We start from the raw sequence: 19,109 nt of genomic DNA on the forward strand, positions 1-19,109 counted from the left end.
GATAACGCCACGCCCCCCCAAGCCGGTCGCGCAAGCGGCGGGCGCCGAAAGCAGCCTGAACGAATCATCGGCGATGGTGTTGCTCGTTGATGACCAGGCGATGGTCGGTGAAGCGATTCGCCGCGCGCTCGCGGGGGAGGCGAACATCGACTTCCACTATTGTTCGAGTCCGGACGATGCGCAACGCGTGGCCGAAACCACGCGTCCGACCGTCATCCTGCAAGATCTCGTGATGCCGGGAACCGACGGTTTGTCGCTGGTGCGGCAGTATCGTGCCAGTCCGCTCACGCGCGACATTCCGATCATCGTGCTCTCGACGAAGGAAGAGTCGACCATCAAGCGCGAAGCGTTCGCGGCGGGCGCCAACGACTATCTGGTCAAGCTGCCCGACCCCATCGAACTGATCGCGCGCATTCGCTATCACTCGCGCTCGTACATGAACTTGCTGCAGCGCGACGAGGCGTACCGCGCGCTGCGCGAGAGCCAGCAGCAGTTGCTGGAGACGAATCTCGAACTGCAGCGGCTTACGCATTCCGATGGCCTGACCGGGCTGGCAAATCGCCGCTATTTCGACGAGTACTTCAGCGCGGAATGGCGCCGCGCGCTGCGCGAGCAACGCGAGATGGCGTTGCTCATGATCGACGTCGACAATTTCAAGATCTATAACGATACGTATGGTCACATCGCGGGCGACGACGTCCTGCGCCGCGTCGCCACCACGATTGCCGATGCGGCGTCGCGTCCGGCCGATCTCGCCGCGCGCTTCGGCGGCGAGGAGTTCGTGATCGTGCTGCCGAACACGACGGCGAGTGGCGCGGCCCTGATCGCCGAGAAGGTGCGCGCGCAGATCGATGCGATGGCGATTCCGCACATCGGCTCGGCCAACGGTCAGCATGTCACCGTCAGTATCGGCGGCGCGTCGTTGGTGCCGCGCACCCACATGGCCTCGACCTCATTGATCGAATCGGCGGATCTGGCGCTCTACCGCGCCAAGCAACTGGGCAAGAATCGCGTGGAGATGCAGCCGGGCGCTTCCTGAGCCTGCTGAGGAGGGTACATGACCTTCGAGCTGTTCTATTGGCCGGGCCTGCAAGGGCGCGGGGAATTTGTCCGCCTCGCCTTCGAAGCCACCGGCACGCCGTACGTAGAGATCGTGCAGGGCGACGCGCCCGGGCAGGGCATGGACGGCCTGATGCGCACGATGGACGACCCGGTTTGCCAGGATCCGCCCTACGCACCGCCTTTCCTGCGCGTGGGCGACGAATTGATCGGGCAGACGGCAAACATTCTTGCGTATCTCGGTCCGCATCTCGGTCTGGTGGGCGAGTCACCGCGTGCGCGACGTTGGGTCAACCAGTTGCAGCTCACACTGGCCGATCTCGTGGTCGAGGTACACGACAGCCATCATCCCATCGCGAGCCGCTTGTACTACAGTCAGCAGCGCACGGAAGCGCGCAAGCGCACGGCAGACCTCATCGAGTACCGCCTGCCTAAATTCTTTGCGTACTTCGAGCGCGTGCTGGCGAACAATCCACACGCGGGCGGCTGGCTTTCCGAAGGGACGATGTCGTACGCCGATCTCTCGCTCTTCCAGGTGATTGCCGGGCTGGACTACGCGTTTCCGCGCGCGATGTCGGGATTTGCCAAGGCGTTCCCGCGCTGCCAGGCGGTACACGACGCGGTGGCGCGCGTGCCGCGCGTCGCGGCCTACCTGAAGTCGCCGCGCCGCATTCCGTTCAACACCACGGGCATCTTCCGTCACTACAAGGCACTGGACCGCACCTCGCCGTTCTGACGTGGCGGCTGGCCGGGTTCGACTGACGCCGGCAGCGTCGCGTCGCCGGCGTTCAACGGCCGCTGCATGAGCACGGTGTCGATCCACCGGCCGAATTTGAACCCGACGGATTTGAGCACGCCCGTCTGCGTGAAGCCGCATGCCTTGTGCAGCGCCAGCGAGGCCGCGTTGCCGCTGTCGCCGACGTTCGCGACCAATTGCCGCCACGGGCCGCCTTCGCAACGTGCGATGAGCGCGAGCAACAGCGCGCGCCCGACGCCCTGGCCCGTCGAATCGGCCGCGATGTACACCGAGTCTTCGAGCGTGAAGCGATAGGCCGAGCGCGGCCGGTAGTGTGTGGCGTACGCGTAGCCGAGGACCTTGCCGTCGCGCTCTGCAACGAGGTACGGCAGTCCGGCGTCGAGACCCTTCGTGCAACGCGCGCGCATCTCGGCCTCGTCGGGCGGCACTTCCTCGAACGACGCCGTGCCAGTGCGCACGTGATGAGCGTAGATGGCCGTGAGCGTCGGCAGGTCGTCATCGCGCACGGGGCGCACCGTGCACGCGTGACGGGCGGATTCAGTGCCGGCGCCTTGCGGCGCGGTGGAGACGGAGGCGTGAGCGGAGGACGACGACATACGAACAGACCCGTGCGTTGGATTTCACAACGGACCGGTGTTCCGGCCCGTGACTTTGAGCAGTGTGCGCTTCGTCAATCCATAAGAAAAGCTTCTGTTGGTTATGCGACGCATAAGCATTGCTTTGCCATGCTCAAGTGCCGCGCAGGCGGTCGTCACTGTCGGCCGGTGGCGCATCGCCGGGGTGCCAGGGGGCGTCGTTGCCGTCTGCCCCCGGCGCCGCGTTCATGACATCGAGCCGATGCCGCACGAAGCCGATGTGTTCACGCAGCACATAGAACTGGTCGGCGTACGCGAGCGGGATCTTCAGCCGATTGACGGCGGCCTCGATGGCGTCGAGTCGATGGCGCAGGCTTCGGTATTCGGTGTGGGCGTCGTCGGCCAGCGCTTCGCGTTCGAGCGCGATGAGCGCGCCGTACCAGCGGTACAACCGCGATTTCACGCGCCAGCTATACAGCGACGGCACCAGCCGGAATGCCGGAATCAGCACGACGAGGATCGGCACGAGCAACACGACGATGCGATCGGCGAGACTTGCGACCCAGAACGGCAAATGCCGGTACAGAAACCCCTTGCCGGACTTGTAGTAGCGAGCGGCGTCGTCGGAAATCGGGAATTCGTGGACCTGAGCCGATGGGAATTCCCCGGCGCGTTGCAGCAGGTTGGCCTTGCCGTGCACCTCTCGCGCGGCTTCGATCAACAGGTCGGAGAGTGCCGGATGCAGGCTGTCGCGCGCGACGAGTTCGACCGTCGGGCTGATGACGTGTACCGGTTGTGCCGGCAGGTTGCGACCGAGGTCGAAAACGCCGCGCGGCAATGTGAGTTGATTCAGATACGTGAAACGACGCGTGTAGGCATCGGCCTGCGCGAAGTCCATCAGCCGCACACCGGGCGTGCGGATCAGCTTGCCCAATGTCGGGCCGGTGGCGGTGTCGCCGGTGAGCATGGCGGCGTCGACGCGCCCGTCGATCAAGGCCTGCGCGGCATCCTGTCCGTCGTATGCCGTGAGCCGGGTCGCACCGCCCGGCTCGATGCCGTTCGCCTTGAGCAGCGCGAGCGACAGCGCGCGTGCGCCACTGCCTTCGCGACCGATGGCGATGCGCTTGCCTGTCAGGTCAGACAGCTTCGTGACGCGCGCCCCACGATAGAACACGGAAATCGGCGCATAGAACACGCTGCCGAGCGAGACCAGGCCATCGACGTCGAGGCCTTGCGACACGCCCCCCTGCACCAGCCCCAGGTCGACGTTTTGCGATGCGTCGGCGAGCCGCTCCACGTTCTGGCGCGAGCCTTCGGACGTGAGCACGACGAGTGTGATGCCGTCGCGCGCGAGGATCGTCTTGTAGCGTTGTGCGGCGTTCCAGAAGGAGCTGCCTTCAGGGCCGGCGCTGATTGTCACGGTGCGCGGCGGCGCCGGTCGTACGAGCCATACGGCGAGCCAGATGGCCGCCATCGACAGGAGGATGACGGGGCCGAAGGATACGGCGAGGTCGCGCCAGGAAATGGCGACGAAGCGGGCGCGGATTCGCCGGTGGGCGGGTGAGTTCGAATCGGTCGTCATCGAAAGCAGGCAGGCTTGACCCGCATATCCAACACCCGGCCGATCATACGCCATCTATGCTGACTGATCGGGCCGGGTGTCTTCGTCAACGATGCGCGAGGCTCTGCGCAAGTTGCTTCCAGAGGTGATCGGCGGCGGGCGACAGACGCCGGCCCACGCGCGTCATCATCTGGCTGGAGAAGCCGGTCGCGATCGGATGATCGATGGGCACGGCGACCAGCTCGCCAAGCTCGATGCCGCGTCGCGCGGTGATCGCCGACATGAAGGCCACGCCAAGGCCCGCCGCCGCTAGCGTCTGCGCGGTGTTGAACAGATCGACGCGGTAGGCGGGCGTCACGTTCAGGCGCGCGGTGTCGAGCACCGAGTGCACGAATTGCTGCACGCCGTGGGCCTCGGTCATGAAGATGAGCCGTTCGTGCGCCAATTCCGAGGGCGGCACACTCGCCATGGTTGCGAAACGATGGGTGGGGGCGACCACGGCGCACAGGGCCTTTGCGGCGAACGGATGAATGCGCATGGCCGGATCGTCGGCGGAGCGCGCGCATAGTCCGATATCCACGACGTCGTCGCGCACGAGCGAGAGCACGGCGGGCGTCGGGCCGGAGCGTATTTCGACGAGGATGTCCGGGTAGCTCATCGAAAAGCGCTGCAACGCCTGTGCGATCAGGCGTCCGATGAACCCTTCCCCGACACCGATCGCCACGCGCCCTCGCTTCAGATGCCGGTATTCCTCCAGCCGCGCCGACAGGTCACGCTGACGCCGTTGGCCGTCGCGGTAGTAGTCGATGAGCACCTGACCGATCTCGGTGACGCTCACATTGCGTCCGCGCCGTTCGATCAGCGGAAAGCGCAGACGCCGCTCGAGCGCCGCGATCTGCCGGCTGACCACGGACGGATTCACGCCGAGCGACTCGGCGGCCATGCGCACGCCGCCCGTCGCGGCAATTTCGGCAAGATACTTGAGCGCACGCTCGCCGATGTCGTCGATCCACGCCTCGTAGGTCATTCGCTTCTCAGTGTTGTGTTCGTGGGAATGCGTCGGTCTGACCCGACGCCGGCCGGGGGCGGTCAAGTTCGCGTCGACGGCCCCAGGATAATCTCGTCAAACCATTGAATAAAAACAATTTTTTGTCGATGGCGTCGCCATCTCGCTACTTTGCCAGGGCGACCGATTGTTGACTTGAAAGCAACATTTTGACGTGGTTTGCGTCATGGGTGGGAATTTTCGTCGGTGCAATACTCCGCGTTATTCAACAAGAGAGAGGAGCCCCCGATGAGCGAGACTCGCTACTGCGAAGTGAGCGATTTGCTGGAGGCGCGCGCGCCGCTGGCCGAAATGCGTCACCACATCCATCAACACCCCGAACTGTCCTACGAGGAAGTCGACACGTCGCGCTACGTGGCGCAAAAGCTCGAAGGCTGGGGGTATCAGGTCACGCGTCATGTCGGCGGTCACGGCGTGGTGGCCTCGCTCACTGCGGGCACGAGCGGTCGCACCGTCGGCGTGCGCGCCGACATGGACGCGCTGCCGATTCACGAACAGACCGGCCTCGCCTATGCCAGCGTGCACGACGGCAAGATGCACGCCTGCGGCCACGACGGTCACACGACCGTGCTGCTCGGTGCCGCGCAGCAACTTGCGAAGACACGCAATTTCGACGGCACTGTTCATCTGATTTTCCAGCCGGCGGAAGAAGCCGGTTCGAACAGCGGTGCCGAACAGATGATCGCCGACGGCTTGTTCGAACGCTTCCCGTGCGAGGCGATCTTCGGTCTGCACAATCACCCGGGCGTACCCACGGGCACGTTCGGCTTCCGCGCCGGCCCGCTGATGGCCGCGTGCGACACCGTCAAGATTCGTATCCACGGCCGTGGCGGTCATGCGGCGCGACCGCATCTGGCGATCGATCCGGTGATGATCGGCAGCAGCCTGGTGATGGCGCTGCAAACCGTGGTCGCGCGCAACGTCGACCCGACCGAAGCCGCCGTCGTGACGGTCGGCACGTTCCATGCCGGCTTTGCGCCGAACGTGATTCCCGAGGAGGCCGTGCTGGAGCTGAGCGTGCGCTCGTTTTCGGCGGACGTGCGTGCCACGCTGGAGGCGCGCATTCGCGCGCTGGTGACCTCGCATACCGAGGGCTATGGCGCGAGCGCCGACATCGACTATATCCGTGGCTACCCGGTGCTCGTGAATACCGAGGCGGAGACAGCGTTCGCCTGCGGCGTGGCCGAAGAGCTGGTGGGCGCCGAGCACGTCATCTCGCCGTTCCCGCCGATCGCGGGCAGCGAAGACTTCGCGTACTACCTGCAGAAGGTGCCGGGCTGCTTCATTCGCCTGGGGAACGGCGAGGGCAAGCCGATGCTGCACAACGCCAAGTACGATTTCAACGACGACAACCTGACCATCGGCGCGGCCTTCTGGACCCGTCTGGTCGAACGCTTTCTTGCCAAGGAGCGCGCATGAGCATCGCCACTTCCACATTGACGCTTGACGGCGCACAGCCGTCGCCGATGACCGCTGCGCAACAACGCAAGATCGTGTTTGCCGCCGTCATCGGCAACCTGCTGGAGTTCTTCGACTTCACGGTCTACAGTTATTTCGCGCTGACCATCGGCAAGCAGTTCTTCCCGGCCCACGATCCTGTCACGTCGTCGCTGCTGGCGTTCGCCGTGTTCGCGGTGGGCTTTGTGATGCGCCCGCTCGGCGGTTTCGTGCTGGGCCGCTACGCGGACCGTGCCGGCCGCAAGCCGGCGCTCACGTTGACCATCGGCTTGATGGCACTCGGTTCGGCGGCCATCGGCCTCGCGCCCACGTATGCGCAGATCGGTCTGGCCGCGCCGTTGCTGATCGTCGCGGCGCGCCTGCTGCAAGGTTTCGCGCAAGGCGGTGAATTCGGTGCGGCGACCGCCACCTTGCTGGAAATGGGCGGTGCGAAGCGCCGCGGCTTTCGCGCGAGCTGGCAGTTGGCGAGCCAGGGCGCGGCCGCGCTGCTCGGCTCGGGCCTGGCCGCGAGCCTGGGCTTCCTGCTCTCGGACGACATCATGCACAGCTGGGGCTGGCGGATTCCGTTCCTGCTCGGTACGCTGATTGCTCCGGTCGGGATCTACCTGCGTCGTCACATTCAGGAAGAACCGCCGAAGGCGAAGACGATCGCCGGTCGCGACGACCCCAAGCGCGGCGTGTACGTGCGCAACTGGTTCCTCACGATCTTCTCGATCATGGGGATGTCGGTGTCGACGTACGTGATGATGTATTACATGCCGACGTACTGCATTCAGTACCTGGGCCTGCCGCCGAAAATGTCGATGTTGACCGGCGTGGCGGCCAGCACGATCTCGCTGGTGATGTGCCCGATCTATGGCGCGTTGTCGGACAAGATGGGGCGACGCAAGCCGCTCACGATCATCGGCCGCGTGGCGCTCGTCGTGCTGCTGTATCCGGCATTCTGGATCATGACGCATTTCCCCTCGCTGCCGGTCGTCCTGGCGGCGCTGATTGTCCTCATGCTCTGCTACACAATGGGGTCGGCCCCCGCTTACGCGCTGATGCCGGAGAACTTCCCGAAACATCTGCGCGCGGGCTACATGTCGAGCGCGTATGCCATCGCGGTGTCGGTGTTCGGCGGTACGGCGCAGCTCGTGGCCGGCTGGTTGATTCGTGCGACGGGCAACAAGATGGCGCCGGCCTGGTACATGATCGTCTGCGTGATCATCTCGCTCATCGCCGTGTCGATGTTTGAAGAGACCGGCAACAAGGTGCTCGACGAGTAAGCGTCTGAGGTCGGTAGCCCAGCGCGAACGCAGTGCCAATCCGTTTCGCCGCATGGCGCCGACTTCACCGCCGATCGAGGACTTTCATGACCAGCGCGGCGGCGGTCGCGCGGGTTTCCACGTGGAGCTTTCGGAACAGGTGTTCGAGGTGCTTGTTGACGGTGCGGGGCGCCATGCCGAGGATGTCCCCGATGTCGCGATTGGCTTTGCCGCGGGACACCCACAGGAGCACTTCGGCTTCACGTGCGGTCAGGCCGAAGTGCAGGGCAAGCGCCGAGCAGTAAGCGGTGTCGTCGGCTTCCGTGAGCGTGACGATCCACTCGCCGGTCTTCGGGGCCGGGGCGGCCGTGGCGGAACGGCGAACGTTCTCGAGCACGCATTCATGGACGACATTCGCCTGCGCGCCTTGCGCAAGCCAGGCCACGAACCAGTGCAGCAACGGCGCGGGCAAACGCGGTTTGGCGACGTCCTCGTGCGTTGCGCCGTACGCCGCGATCTGCCGCGCCGCCTGAGGACTCTGCCAGCAGATCGCGCCGTCTTCCGAGACGATAAGCGCCGCGCGCGCGCCGAGCGAGAGCGCTGCCTGTGCATAGGATTGCGCGCGCGAGCGCACCACATGCGCGCCAATGCGCGCGCACACTTCCTCCGGGCGCACGGGTTTCGTCACGTAATCGATGCCCCCGACGCGAAAGCCCCGCACGACATGCTCGCTTTCCGTCAGCGACGTCATGAAGATGACCGGAAGATGCTCGTAACGTGGGTCCTGTTTGATCCGCGTGCAGGTCTCGAAGCCGTCCATCGCGGGCATTATCGCGTCGAGCAGCACGACGTCCGGCGTGACCCGCGCCAGACACTTCAATGCCGCCTCGCCGCTTAACGCGACGAGCACCGCGTAACCGTTCGCTTGCAGGGTATCGGAGAGAAAGGCGAGATTGTCGGGCGTGTCGTCCACGATCAGCACGATGGGACGGTTTCCCAGCCACTCCGGCGGGGCGCTCGCCTCCGTGGGCGCATCATGCACCGGTGGCGCGGGGCAGGTGGACAAGCTCATTTTCAAGTTCCCTTAGCTGAAAGCGTTCGGCAAGTGCGCGTAGCGTTTCGATCTGGGCGGACAGTGCCGGGTGGACGCGCCGCGCCTCGTCGAGTTGCTCGACGACCCCCTGCACATAGCCGACGTCGAGATGCTCGCGGATACGCTGAAGCACCCCCTCGGGCAGCGCGAGCTGAATGGCGTCGGACGTCGCCGCCGATGTCTCCGCCCGCGCCGGGCTGGGCGTCGTCGTCGGTTCCGATGCAATCCATTCCAGCGCAAGCAGTTGTGCGAGCTTGTCGAGCAACAGATTCACCTGCAACGGCTTGGCCAGATAGCCTGCGCAGCCGGACGCGCCGGCACGCTCGCGATCGTCGGCGAAAGCGTTGGCCGAGAGCAATACGACGGGCGCCGCCGAGAGCTGATTCTCACGAATCAGGCGGCTGGTTTCGTAGCCGTCCATCAACGGCATTGAGATGTCCATGATGATCGCGTCGGCGGTGTGAGTGCCGAGCCATCGCAACGCGTCGGGACCGCTGGCGACTTCGGTCACGTCGAAGCCCAGCGGCGTGAGCAGTTGGACGACGATCCCGCGCTGATCGGCCAGGTCGTCCACCACGAGAATCGTACGGCGCGACCCGGCGTACCCGCGAATACCCGCCAACTCGGTGTAGACATCAGGTGCGCTTCTCACTGCCGGTGCGAAGAGTTTCACCACGAAGTGCGTGCCGCGCCCGATCTCGCTGTGCGCGTCCAGACTGCCGCCGAGCGCATGCGTGAGCAATCGGCAGATCGTCAGCCCGAGGCCCGCACCGTGATCGTCCGCATGGGCGGCGTCGCCACGCTCGAACGGCAGGAAGAGACGCGCCATTTCCTCCGGCGCGATGCCGGGTCCGGTATCGATCACCTCGAACTTCAGCGTGTCCAGCGCGTGACTCACGCGCAGCGTCACCGTCCCTGCAGACGTGAAGCGAATTGCGTTGCCGATCAGGTTGGTGAGAATTTGCCCGAGGTACTTCTGATCGCACTTCACCGTCCCCGGGATTCGACCGACGACCTGGACATCGAAGGCGAGCGCTTTCTCCATCGCCAACGGACTCATCATCGACGACAGGTGAGACACGAAATCGGTCAGCGACACTTTCGTGATGTTCAATTGCAGCTTGCCGGCTTCGATGCGCGCGACGTCCAGTAGTCCGTCGACCAGCGCGAGCAGATGCTCGCCGCTGCGATGGATGGTGCGAACCGCGTTGTAGCGCGTGGGGGACAGTTCTTCCTTCGCCTGCATCAGAAGCTGCGCATAGCCGAGGATGCTGTTGAGCGGCGTCCGTAGTTCGTGACTGAGGCCCGATACGTAACGGCTCTTGGCCCGATTCGCCGACTCGGCGGCCGCGCTCGCGCGCTTGAGCGCCTCGTCGGTCTTCTGGTGCGCTTCGATTTCCTGCATCAGCAATTCGTTTTGCCGTTGCGATTCCTCTTCCGTGACGCGGCGGCTCTCGCGCTCCAGCACGAACCACCATGCCGCGATGCAGCCCACGAGGGCGAGCGAGAAGAAGATCTTGAGGAAGCTGCTTCCTATGACCCCGACTTCCGCCGCGCTGATCGACGCCACACTCTGCGACCAGATCAGTAGCAGAACGCCAGCCAACACGGCAAGGATGGCCAGCACGAGGCTCGCATAGCGAATGAGCCGCAACGCCGCGGGCCCCAGCCGCAGGCGCGGAAATACGCAGTGCAATGCGCGATCGGCCTGCGCGGAGAAGCGCGCGTGCGGCTTGCAGCGATCATGGCAACGGGAGTCCAGCGAGCAGCAAAGCGAGCAGATCGTGCCGCCATAGGCCGGACAGTGGGCCGTGTCCTCCGGCTCGAACGCGTGCTCGCAGATCGCGCAGCGCAGCGATCTGGCGTCGCCGGTCGATTGCGGCTTGCGCGCGAGGTAGTACTTTCCGCGTGTCGCGATGGCAATGATCGGCGCGCAGACGAACGCCACGCCGAAGGCGAGAAACATCGACATCGCCTCGCCAAGCTCGCCGAAGGCGCCTGCCCGAGCCGTGAGGGCCGCCACGACGCCCAGCAACATCGCGCCCAGCCCGACGGGATTCACATCATAGAGATGCGCGCGTTTGAACTCGATGTGACGCGGGCTGTATCCCAATGGTTTGTTGATGACGAGATCGGCGCACAGCGCGCCTATCCAGGCCACGGCAACATTCGCATACAGGGAGAGCACTTTGCCGATCACCTCGAAGACACCGATCTCCACGAGCAGCAGCGCGATCATCACGTTGAAGACGAGCCACACCACGCGCCCCGGATGACTGTGCGTGAGACGTGCAAAGAAGTTCGACCAGGCCAGCGATCCCGCATACGCGTTCGTCACATTGATCTTGAGCTGCGAGACGATGACGAAAAGCGTCATGGCCGGCAGCGCCCAACCGGCCAGCCCTGCCGGATCGAGGAGGATGTGATAGGCGACGAGATACATCTGCGTGGGCTGCGCGGCTTGCGCGACCCCCACTTCGTTCTGGATCGCCACAAATGCGAGGAAGGCGCCGCCGAGCATCTTCAGCGCACCGGGTACGATCCAGCCCGGGCCGGCGCACAGTAGCGCGAGCCACCAGCGCTTGCGGTTGCGCGTCGTCAGCGGCGGCAGGAAGCGCAGATAGTCCACCTGTTCGCCGATCTGCACGATCAGCGCGAACACGACTGTCGACGCCTGTCCGAACGCAATGAGACTGAACGCCCGGCCTTGCGGGGCGAATCCCGCGAACGTGGTCCACTCGCGCAGCATCCCGGGCTGGTGCCACAGCACTGCGGCGTAGGGCAACACGAACAGCACGATCCACAGCGGCTGTGTCCAGCTTTGCAGCCGGTTGATGAGCGTGATGCCGAACATCACCAGCGGGATCACGACGAGCGAACTCACGACATACGCGAGCGCCAGCGAGATGTGGAAATAGAGCTGTAACGCCAGCGCCATGATGGCCGCTTCGAGTGCGAAGAACAGGAATGTGAAGATGGCGTAAAGAAACGACGTCACCGTCGAGCCTATGTAACCGAAGCCGGCGCCGCGCGTGAGCAGATCCATGTCGACGCCGTAGCGCGCCGCGTAATAGCTGATCGGCAGGCTCGTCAGGAAAATCAGGATCGAAACGGCGGCAATGGCCCAGAGCGCGTTGGTGAAGCCGTAATTGATGACAAGGCTACCGCCGATGGCCTCCAGCACCAGAAACGATACGCCGCCGATTGCCGTGGTCGCGACGCGTAATTCCGACCAGCGGCGAAACGAGCGCGGGGTGAAGCGCAGCGCATAGTCTTCCAGCGTTTCGTCGCCGACCCAGGCGTTGTAATCCCGCCGCACCTTCACGATGCGCTGAGTGCTGGGCGCGCTGACTGAACTTTGGTGCATCTTGGCCATGAAGACGTGAAGGCGATCCGGATTGGTGCAAAAAGCGTTGGATGTAAAGCCCAAAGCAAATTACATTCCACCGCCCCACCTGGGGAATACGTCAATCGACGTATTCCGATCGTCAAATTGGCTCCCTACATTGCGTTCAAACCCGTGAAACCCGCCCGCCGCGCTTCTTGCACAGGGCCTATGATCAGGAGAACGTGATGTCCGCAGACGATCGATTCGAAGATGACGAGCGCATGGCTTCGCCGCTGCGCAGGCGGCTGCTCGGCGGCCTTGCCGCGGCCCCGCTCATGGCGCTGGGCCTGCCGCGAACGTCGTTCGCACAGGTGCCGCCTACGGCCAAGGTGAACACCACCGGTCTCGCCGTGACCGACACCACGGTCACGGTCGGCCAGTTGCACTCGGCAACCGGCACGATGGCCATTTCCGAGACGGGCTCGATTCAGGCAGAGCGTCTTGCCATCGAGCAGATCAATGCGATGGGCGGCGTACTCGGACGTAAGATCAACATCATTCAGGAAGACGGTGCGTCCGACTGGCCGACTTTTGCCGAGAAATCCAAGAAGCTGCTCGAGAGCGACCACGTCGCGGCCGTTTTCGGTTGCTGGACGTCGGCCTCGCGCAAGGCGGTGCTGCCGGTGTTCGAGAAGGACAACGGCTTGCTGTACTACCCGACGTTCTATGAAGGTCTGGAGCAGTCGAAGAACGTCTTCTACACCGGTCAGGAAGCCACGCAGCAGATTCTCTGGGCGCTCGACTGGGCGTCGAACACGAAGAAGGCCAAGTCGTTCTTCCTGATCGGTTCCGACTACATCTGGCCGCGCACGTCGAACAAGATCGCGCGCCGTCATATCGAGCAGCATCTGCACGCGAAGGTGGTCGGCGAAGAGTATTACCCGCTCGGCACGACCGAGTTCAATTCGCTGATGAACAAGATCAAGCTCGCGCGTCCTGACTGCATTTTCGCGACGGTGGTGGGCGGCTCGAACGTGGCGTTCTACAAGCAACTCAGGGCAGCGGGCATCACACCCCAGAAGCAATTCCTGCTGACCCTTTCCGTCACGGAAGACGAAGTGCTGGGCATTGGGGGCGAAAACTTCGCGGGCTTCTACTCGTCGATGAAGTACTTCCAATCGCTGGATAACGACAACAACAAAAAGTTCGTCGCCGCATTCAAGGCGCGCTACGGTGCGAAATCGGTGATCGGCGACGTGACACAGGCGGCCTACCTCGGCCCCTGGATCTGGAAGACCGCGTGTGAGCGCGCGGGCAGCTTCGACGTGAACAAGGTCGTCGCTGCCTCAGCGGGCATTGAACTGCCCAACGCACCCCAGGGCTACGCGAAGGTCGACCCGAACCATCACCTGTGGAGCCGATCGCTGATCGGCGAAGGGCAGGCGGACGGACAGTTCAAGGTCGTGGCGAGTTCGCCGGAGCCGATCCACCCGGATCCGTTCCCGAAGGGCTACATGTAATCCCTCAACTCGCACAGGCGCGACGACCGGACGGTCGTTGCGCGAGGAGCGTCAGATGTCCGCCAACGACATTCTCAATATCACGCTGATGCAAGGCTTTGCGGGACTGAGCCTGTTCAGTGTTCTGCTGCTCATGGGGCTCGGACTGGCCGTGATTTTCGGGCAGATGGGCGTCATCAACATGGCGCACGGCGAATTCATGACGATCGGCGCCTATACCGTCTACATGTTCTCGTGGGTCACCCAGAACGTCTGGCCGATATTCGCGCCGGTGTATTTCTTCTTCGCCATCGTCGCCGCCTTCGTGCTCGCCTTTGGGGCGGGATGGCTGGCGGAATGGGCGCTGATCCGACATCTGTACCGGCGTCCGCTCGACACGTTGCTCGCCACCTGGGGCCTGAGTCTGGGTATGCAGCAAGTGTTCCGTTCAACGTTCGGACCGAAAGAAGTCAGTCCGGTGCTGCCCGACTGGCTCATGGGGTCGTGGGAGCCGACGCCGGGTCTCGACATTCCGGTGAGCGGCATGTTCGTGATGGCGCTTGCGCTCGTCATGACGGGCGGCCTGTTGTTGGCGCTGTACCGCTCGCGCTGGGGGCTGCGTGTGCGTGCGACCGTCGCCAACCGGCCGATGGCGAATGCGGCGGGCATCAATACCCGCCGCACCGACCGGATGACATTCGCAATCGGCTGCGGCATCGCCGGCGTCGCCGGTGCGGCGTTCACGGCCATCGGGTCGACAGGGCCGACCAGCGGCTCGCTCTATATCGTCGATTCGTTCCTGGTGGTGACGTTCGGCGGCGCGGCGAGCCTGCTCGGTACGGTGGCCTCGGCCTTCGGCATTGCACAGATGCAGTCGATCAGCGAGTTTTTCCTTTCCGGTTCGATTGCCCGCGTGGCGACGCTCCTCACCGTGGTGGTCATTCTGATGCTGCGCCCGCAGGGCCTGTTCGCCTCGAAAGTCCGGCGCGCGTGATCCGCCGGTGCGCCGGTGTCCCGGTCGTCGACCGATTCCTCTGTATGGAGAGATGTACATGGAACCCATCCAAACCTCGGCGGGCGGCGTCTCCCTCCGCTCCGAGGCTCCCGTCCCGAGCGTCGGCTGGCGCGCAACGCTGGCGCGCTTCGACGCTTCAGGCTACGCGGGCATCGTGATTCTGGCCGTGCTCATCGTCGTCGTGTTTCCGCTCGCGCTCGACGCGTTTCGCCTGAACCTCATGGGCAAGTACCTGACGTACGCATTCGTCGCCATCGGACTGGTGATCGCATGGGGTTACGGCGGCGTGCTAAGCCTCGGGCAGGGCGTCTTCTTCGGGCTTGGCGGTTATGCGATGGCCATGTTTCTCAAGCTCGAATCGTCGAGCGCCGCGGCCACGAGTACACAGACCACCCCGGGCATTCCGGACTTCATGGACTGGAATCAGCTTACCGCGCTGCCCGATATGTGGAAGCCGTTTCACTCTCTGCCGTTCTCGATTGTCGCGGTGCTTGTCGTGCCGACGGCGCTTGCCTTCGTGATCGGTTACGCAATGTTCAAACGGCGGGTCGGCGGTGTGTATTTCGCGATCATCACGCAGGCCGTGGCGCTGATTCTGTCGGTGCTTATCATCGGCCAACAGGGATATACCGGCGGGGTGAACGGCATCACCGATCTGCGCACGCTGCTCGGCTGGGACATTCGCACCGACCACGCGAAGCTCGTTCTTTACTTCGTCAACGCGGCGCTGCTGATCGTCGCGTTGCTGGTGTGCCGGTGGGTGCAGCGCGGCAAGCTCGGTACGCTGCTGCTGGCCATGCGAGACAAGGAAGACCGCGTGCGGTTCTCGGGCTATGACGTCTCGATGTTCAAGGTGTTCTCATTCTGCTTCGCCGCGTTGCTTGCTGCGATCGGCGGCGCGATGTTCACGCTTCAAGTCGGTTTCATGTCGCCGTCGTTCGTGGGCATCGTGCCGTCCATCGAGATGGTGATCTATGCGGCGGTCGGCGGACGTATGTCGCTTGTCGGCGCGGTGTACGGCGCGATTCTCGTCAATCTGGGCAAAAGCTGGTTCTCCGAGAGTTTCCCCAATCTCTGGCTGTATCTGATGGCGGCCATGTTCATCGGCGTGGTGATGGCCTTCCCGAACGGTCTGGCGGGGCTTTTCGAGGCGCATGTGCGCCCGCGAATTCGCCGTTTTCTCGGCGCCGGGAGCGCGACAGACAAGGAGCGAAAAGTATGAGCAACACCGACTTTCTTCTGGCGATAGAAGACCTCAGCGTTTCGTTCGACGGGTTCAAGGCCATCGATTCGCTGAATCTGTATCTGGAGCGGGGTGAGTTGCGCGTCGTGATCGGTCCCAACGGCGCCGGCAAGACGACGCTGCTCGATCTTATCTGCGGCAAGACGAAGGAGACGGCGGGCAGCATCAAGTTTCGCAACGAGGAAATCACGCGACTGGCCGAGTTCAGACGCGTGCACAGGGGCATAGGCCGCAAGTTTCAGACGCCGTCGATCTACGAAAACCTGAGCGTCGCGCAAAACCTCGAAGTGTCGTTCCCGCGTGGGCGCGGCGTGTTCGGCGCGCTTTTCTACCGCACGGATAGCGAGGTTGCGGATCGTGTCCGATCGGTTGCCGACGAGATCGGTCTGTCGGCCTCGCTCGACCTCGAAGCCGGCTTGCTCTCGCACGGACAGAAGCAGTGGTTGGAAATTGGTATGCTTCTTATGCAGGATCCCGAACTTTTGATGCTGGATGAGCCGATTGCCGGCATGAGCGTGCGCGAGCGCGAACTGACGGCTGATCTGCTCGATCGAATCTGTCGCAACCGCTCGATGATCGTCATCGAGCACGACATGGCTTTCGTTGAGCGGATCGCGCACAAGGTCACCGTGATGCACCAGGGAACGATTCTCGCCGAGGGCCCGATGGCCAAGGTGCAATCCGACCCGCGTGTGATCGAAGTTTATCTCGGACACTGATCGGGGGACACATCATGTTGGAAGTCGATGATCTTGTCGTCAGCTATGGCCAGAGCGAGGTGCTGCACGGCATCGGCTTCTCCGTCGCCAGCGGCGAAAGCGTTGCGGTGATGGGCCGCAACGGGATGGGAAAAACAACGTTGTTCAAGTCGTTGATCGGTATGTTGCCCGCGAATCGCGGCACCGTTCGTGTGGACGGTGTCGACGTATCGAGGGACGAGAGCTTCCGGCGCGTGTCCAAGGGAATCGGTTACGTTCCGCAGGGTCGTCAGATCTTTGCATCGCTCACCGTCGAAGAGAACATCCAGACCGGGCTCGAGAATGCGGCGAGCCAGTCCGTTCCCGACGATCTCTACGCGTTGTTTCCCGTGCTGTTCGACATGCGCCGCCGCAAGGGCGGCAATCTCTCCGGCGGACAGCAGCAACAGCTCGCCATTGCGCGCGCGCTCGCGACCAATCCCAAGGTACTGCTGCTCGACGAGCCGACCGAGGGGATTCAGCCGTCCGTCATCAAGGACATTGCCCGGGCGCTCAATCACATTCGAGCGACGCGCAACATCGCCGTCGTCGTTTCCGAGCAGGTGCTGAGTTTCGCGATGGACGTGGCGGACCGATTGTTCGTTATCGAGGGCGGGCGCTTCGTTCATCAGAGCACGCGCGACGCCGGTGATGCCGGGCGCATACGCGAATACCTCTCCGTGTAATCCGACGCCGCGTGGCGTCATTGATCGCCGGTGTCTGGCGCCGGCATTTGAAACCAGGAGCGAATGCAATGGCCGAAACTCTCATCAAGGTCGACCTGAACCAATCCGCGTACGAAAACGAGCAGGTGCACAACCGTTGGCATCCGGACATTCCGATGGCGTGCTGGGTGAATCCCGGCGACGACTTCATTCTTGAGACGTACGACTGGACCGGTGGCTTCATCAAGAATAATGACAGCGCCGACGATGTTCGCGATATCGACCTGTCGATCGTGCATTTTCTTTCGGGGCCGGTGGGCGTGCATGGTGCGCAGCCCGGCGATTTGCTGGTCGTCGATCTGCTCGACATCGGTGCGAAGCAGGACAGTCAGTGGGGCTTCAACGGCTTCTTCTCGAAGACGAACGGCGGTGGCTTTCTGACCGATCATTTTCCGCATGCGCAGAAGTCGATCTGGGATTTCCACGGGCTTTACACGAGTTCGCGGCATATTCCGGGCGTGAATTTCGCCGGACTGATTCACCCGGGACTGATCGGCTGCCTGCCGGATCCGACATTGCTTCAGACATGGAACGAGCGCGAAGTCGGCCTGATCGCGACGGCGCCGGACCGCGTGCCGCCGCTTGCCAACCCGCCGTTCGCCGCGACGGCGCACATGGGCAAGCTGACGGGCGACGCGCGCAACAAGGCGGCCGCCGAAGGCGCGCGCACGGTGCCGCCGCGCGAGCATGGTGGGAACTGCGACATCAAGGATCTCTCGCGCGGGTCGAAGGTCTTCTTCCCGGTGTATGTCGATGGCGCAGGGCTGTCTGTGGGCGACCTTCACTTCAGCCAGGGGGACGGCGAGATCACGTTTTGCGGCGCCATCGAGATGGCGGGGTGGGTGCACATGCGTGTCAACGTGATCAAAGGCGGCATGGAAAAGTACGGCATTCGCAATCCGGTGTTCCAGCCGAGTCCCATTACGCCGGCGTACAACGACTATCTGATCTTCGAGGGTATTTCCGTCGACGAGCAGGGTGAGCAGCACTATCTGGATGTCACGGTCGCCTATCGTCAGGCGTGCCTGAACGCCATCGAGTATCTGAAGAAGTTCGGTTACTCGGGAGCGCAGGCGTACTCGTTGCTCGGTTGTGCGCCGGTGCAGGGGCATATCAGTGGCGTGGTCGACATTCCGAATGCATGTGCGACGCTGTGGTTGCCCACGCAGATCTTCGACTTCGACATCCGTCCGAATGCCGACGGACCGATTCGTCACGTGACGGGCAGTGTCGACATGCCGTGTTCGCCGGATCTGGTGAAGGGCTGACGCGGCGTGCGTCACGAGCATCACTCACGACATAGGACAACAGGAGGCGGAGATGCCGATTTATGACTTCGAATGTGCGACGTGCGGACCGTTCGCTGTCATGCGGCGCATGGCGGATCGCGACACGCCGTGCCATTGCCCGGATTGTGGGGGCGAGGGCACGCGCGTGATGACGGCGCCATCGCTTGCGTTGATGGGAGGTGCGAGTCGTGCGGCGCACGCCACGAACGAGCGGGCGGCACATGCCCCGCGTCATTCGGGCGACGGGCCGTCGTCGCGTCATCGATCAGGGTGCAGTTGCTGCGCCGGCGGCAAGGTGGCGCTGGCGGGGGCGAGTGGGCAGACGTCCACGGCAACGGGCGGGCTGAAGCGGCCGGCAGGACGGCCATGGATGATCAGCCATTGATTCTCTTGGAAGGGTTTGTTACGGCCCGGGGCCTTTGGGCCGTGCGTCGGAACTGCGAGTTTTGAAGGAGTA

Annotated in this window: 16 protein-coding genes; 11 read left to right on the forward strand and 5 right to left on the reverse strand. The window is 63.6% G+C overall.

Annotated elements, in window-relative coordinates:
* The first annotated feature begins 73 nt into the window (after window positions 1–73).
* Both OYT13_RS00515 and OYT13_RS00520 read left to right on the forward strand, forming a co-directional pair.
* Window positions 74–1,039: a diguanylate cyclase gene (locus tag OYT13_RS00515; RefSeq protein ID WP_268567932.1), complete on the forward strand. Its 966-nt coding sequence runs from the start codon at window positions 74–76 to the stop codon at window positions 1,037–1,039.
* An 18-nt stretch (window positions 1,040–1,057) separates the two neighbouring features.
* Window positions 1,058–1,795 (forward strand): glutathione S-transferase, encoded by a 738-nt coding sequence (locus tag OYT13_RS00520; protein WP_017235672.1) that lies wholly within the window; start codon window positions 1,058–1,060, stop codon window positions 1,793–1,795.
* Here OYT13_RS00520 and OYT13_RS00525 read toward each other — a convergent pair.
* From OYT13_RS00525 to OYT13_RS00535, 3 genes are all read right to left on the reverse strand, one after another.
* Entirely contained in the window at window positions 1,762–2,412 is a 651-nt protein-coding gene (locus tag OYT13_RS00525) for a GNAT family N-acetyltransferase (RefSeq protein WP_268567125.1), read from the reverse strand. The two genes, OYT13_RS00520 and OYT13_RS00525, sit on opposite strands and share 34 nt — an antisense overlap.
* Before the next feature lie 133 nt (window positions 2,413–2,545).
* Complete coding sequence (locus OYT13_RS00530; protein ID WP_268567126.1) at window positions 2,546–3,973, reverse strand: TAXI family TRAP transporter solute-binding subunit; 1,428 nt, start codon at window positions 3,971–3,973, stop codon at window positions 2,546–2,548.
* An 85-nt stretch (window positions 3,974–4,058) separates the two neighbouring features.
* A complete protein-coding gene (locus OYT13_RS00535; protein ID WP_017235675.1) occupies window positions 4,059–4,979 on the reverse strand; it encodes a LysR family transcriptional regulator in 921 nt (306 codons plus the stop codon).
* Window positions 4,980–5,246: 267 nt separating this feature from the next.
* On the opposite strand from OYT13_RS00535, the gene OYT13_RS00540 reads away from it, so the two are divergent.
* Window positions 5,247–6,437 (forward strand): M20 aminoacylase family protein, encoded by a 1,191-nt coding sequence (locus OYT13_RS00540; RefSeq protein WP_150561990.1) that lies wholly within the window; start codon window positions 5,247–5,249, stop codon window positions 6,435–6,437.
* Complete coding sequence (locus tag OYT13_RS00545; RefSeq protein WP_017235677.1) at window positions 6,434–7,744, forward strand: MFS transporter; 1,311 nt, start codon at window positions 6,434–6,436, stop codon at window positions 7,742–7,744. Before OYT13_RS00540 ends, OYT13_RS00545 begins: the two co-directional genes overlap by 4 nt.
* Window positions 7,745–7,808: 64 nt before the next feature.
* Here OYT13_RS00545 and OYT13_RS00550 read toward each other — a convergent pair whose 3' ends face one another.
* Window positions 7,809–8,795 carry a response regulator transcription factor gene (locus OYT13_RS00550; RefSeq protein WP_198288742.1) on the reverse strand — a complete coding sequence of 329 codons (987 nt, stop codon included), beginning with the start codon at window positions 8,793–8,795 and terminating at the stop codon, window positions 7,809–7,811.
* Entirely contained in the window at window positions 8,758–12,183 is a 3,426-nt protein-coding gene (locus OYT13_RS00555; protein WP_442796502.1) for a hybrid sensor histidine kinase/response regulator, read from the reverse strand. The genes OYT13_RS00550 and OYT13_RS00555 overlap by 38 nt, the downstream gene beginning before the upstream one ends.
* A gap of 206 nt (window positions 12,184–12,389) precedes the next feature.
* Between OYT13_RS00555 and urtA the strand changes: the two genes are divergently transcribed.
* From urtA to OYT13_RS00590, 7 genes are all read left to right on the forward strand, one after another.
* Window positions 12,390–13,664, forward strand: a complete 1,275-nt coding sequence (urtA, locus tag OYT13_RS00560; RefSeq protein WP_017235680.1) for an urea ABC transporter substrate-binding protein — start codon at window positions 12,390–12,392, stop codon at window positions 13,662–13,664.
* 55 nt (window positions 13,665–13,719) lie between these two features.
* The gene (urtB, locus tag OYT13_RS00565; RefSeq protein WP_261939423.1) at window positions 13,720–14,637 is read left to right on the forward strand and encodes an urea ABC transporter permease subunit UrtB; all 918 of its coding nucleotides are present in this window, start codon (window positions 13,720–13,722) and stop codon (window positions 14,635–14,637) included.
* Window positions 14,638–14,695: 58 nt separating this feature from the next.
* Window positions 14,696–15,880 (forward strand): urea ABC transporter permease subunit UrtC, encoded by a 1,185-nt coding sequence (gene urtC, locus OYT13_RS00570; protein WP_017235682.1) that lies wholly within the window; start codon window positions 14,696–14,698, stop codon window positions 15,878–15,880.
* Window positions 15,877–16,620, forward strand: coding sequence for an urea ABC transporter ATP-binding protein UrtD (gene urtD / locus OYT13_RS00575; RefSeq protein ID WP_261939422.1), 744 nt, complete (start codon window positions 15,877–15,879; stop codon window positions 16,618–16,620). Before urtC ends, urtD begins: the two co-directional genes overlap by 4 nt.
* Window positions 16,621–16,634: 14 nt before the next feature.
* On the forward strand, window positions 16,635–17,324 hold the full coding sequence (urtE, locus tag OYT13_RS00580) for an urea ABC transporter ATP-binding subunit UrtE (RefSeq protein ID WP_017235683.1): 690 nt from the start codon (window positions 16,635–16,637) through the stop codon (window positions 17,322–17,324).
* 68 nt (window positions 17,325–17,392) lie between these two features.
* Entirely contained in the window at window positions 17,393–18,631 is a 1,239-nt protein-coding gene (fmdA, locus tag OYT13_RS00585) for a formamidase (protein ID WP_268567128.1), read from the forward strand.
* Between the two features lie 52 nt (window positions 18,632–18,683).
* Window positions 18,684–19,037 (forward strand): FmdB family zinc ribbon protein, encoded by a 354-nt coding sequence (locus tag OYT13_RS00590; RefSeq protein ID WP_017235685.1) that lies wholly within the window; start codon window positions 18,684–18,686, stop codon window positions 19,035–19,037.
* Window positions 19,038–19,109: the final 72 nt, after the last annotated feature.

It is taken from the genome of Pandoraea sp. XJJ-1 (genome assembly GCF_026802345.1).
Taxonomy (GTDB): domain Bacteria; phylum Pseudomonadota; class Gammaproteobacteria; order Burkholderiales; family Burkholderiaceae; genus Pandoraea; species Pandoraea cepalis.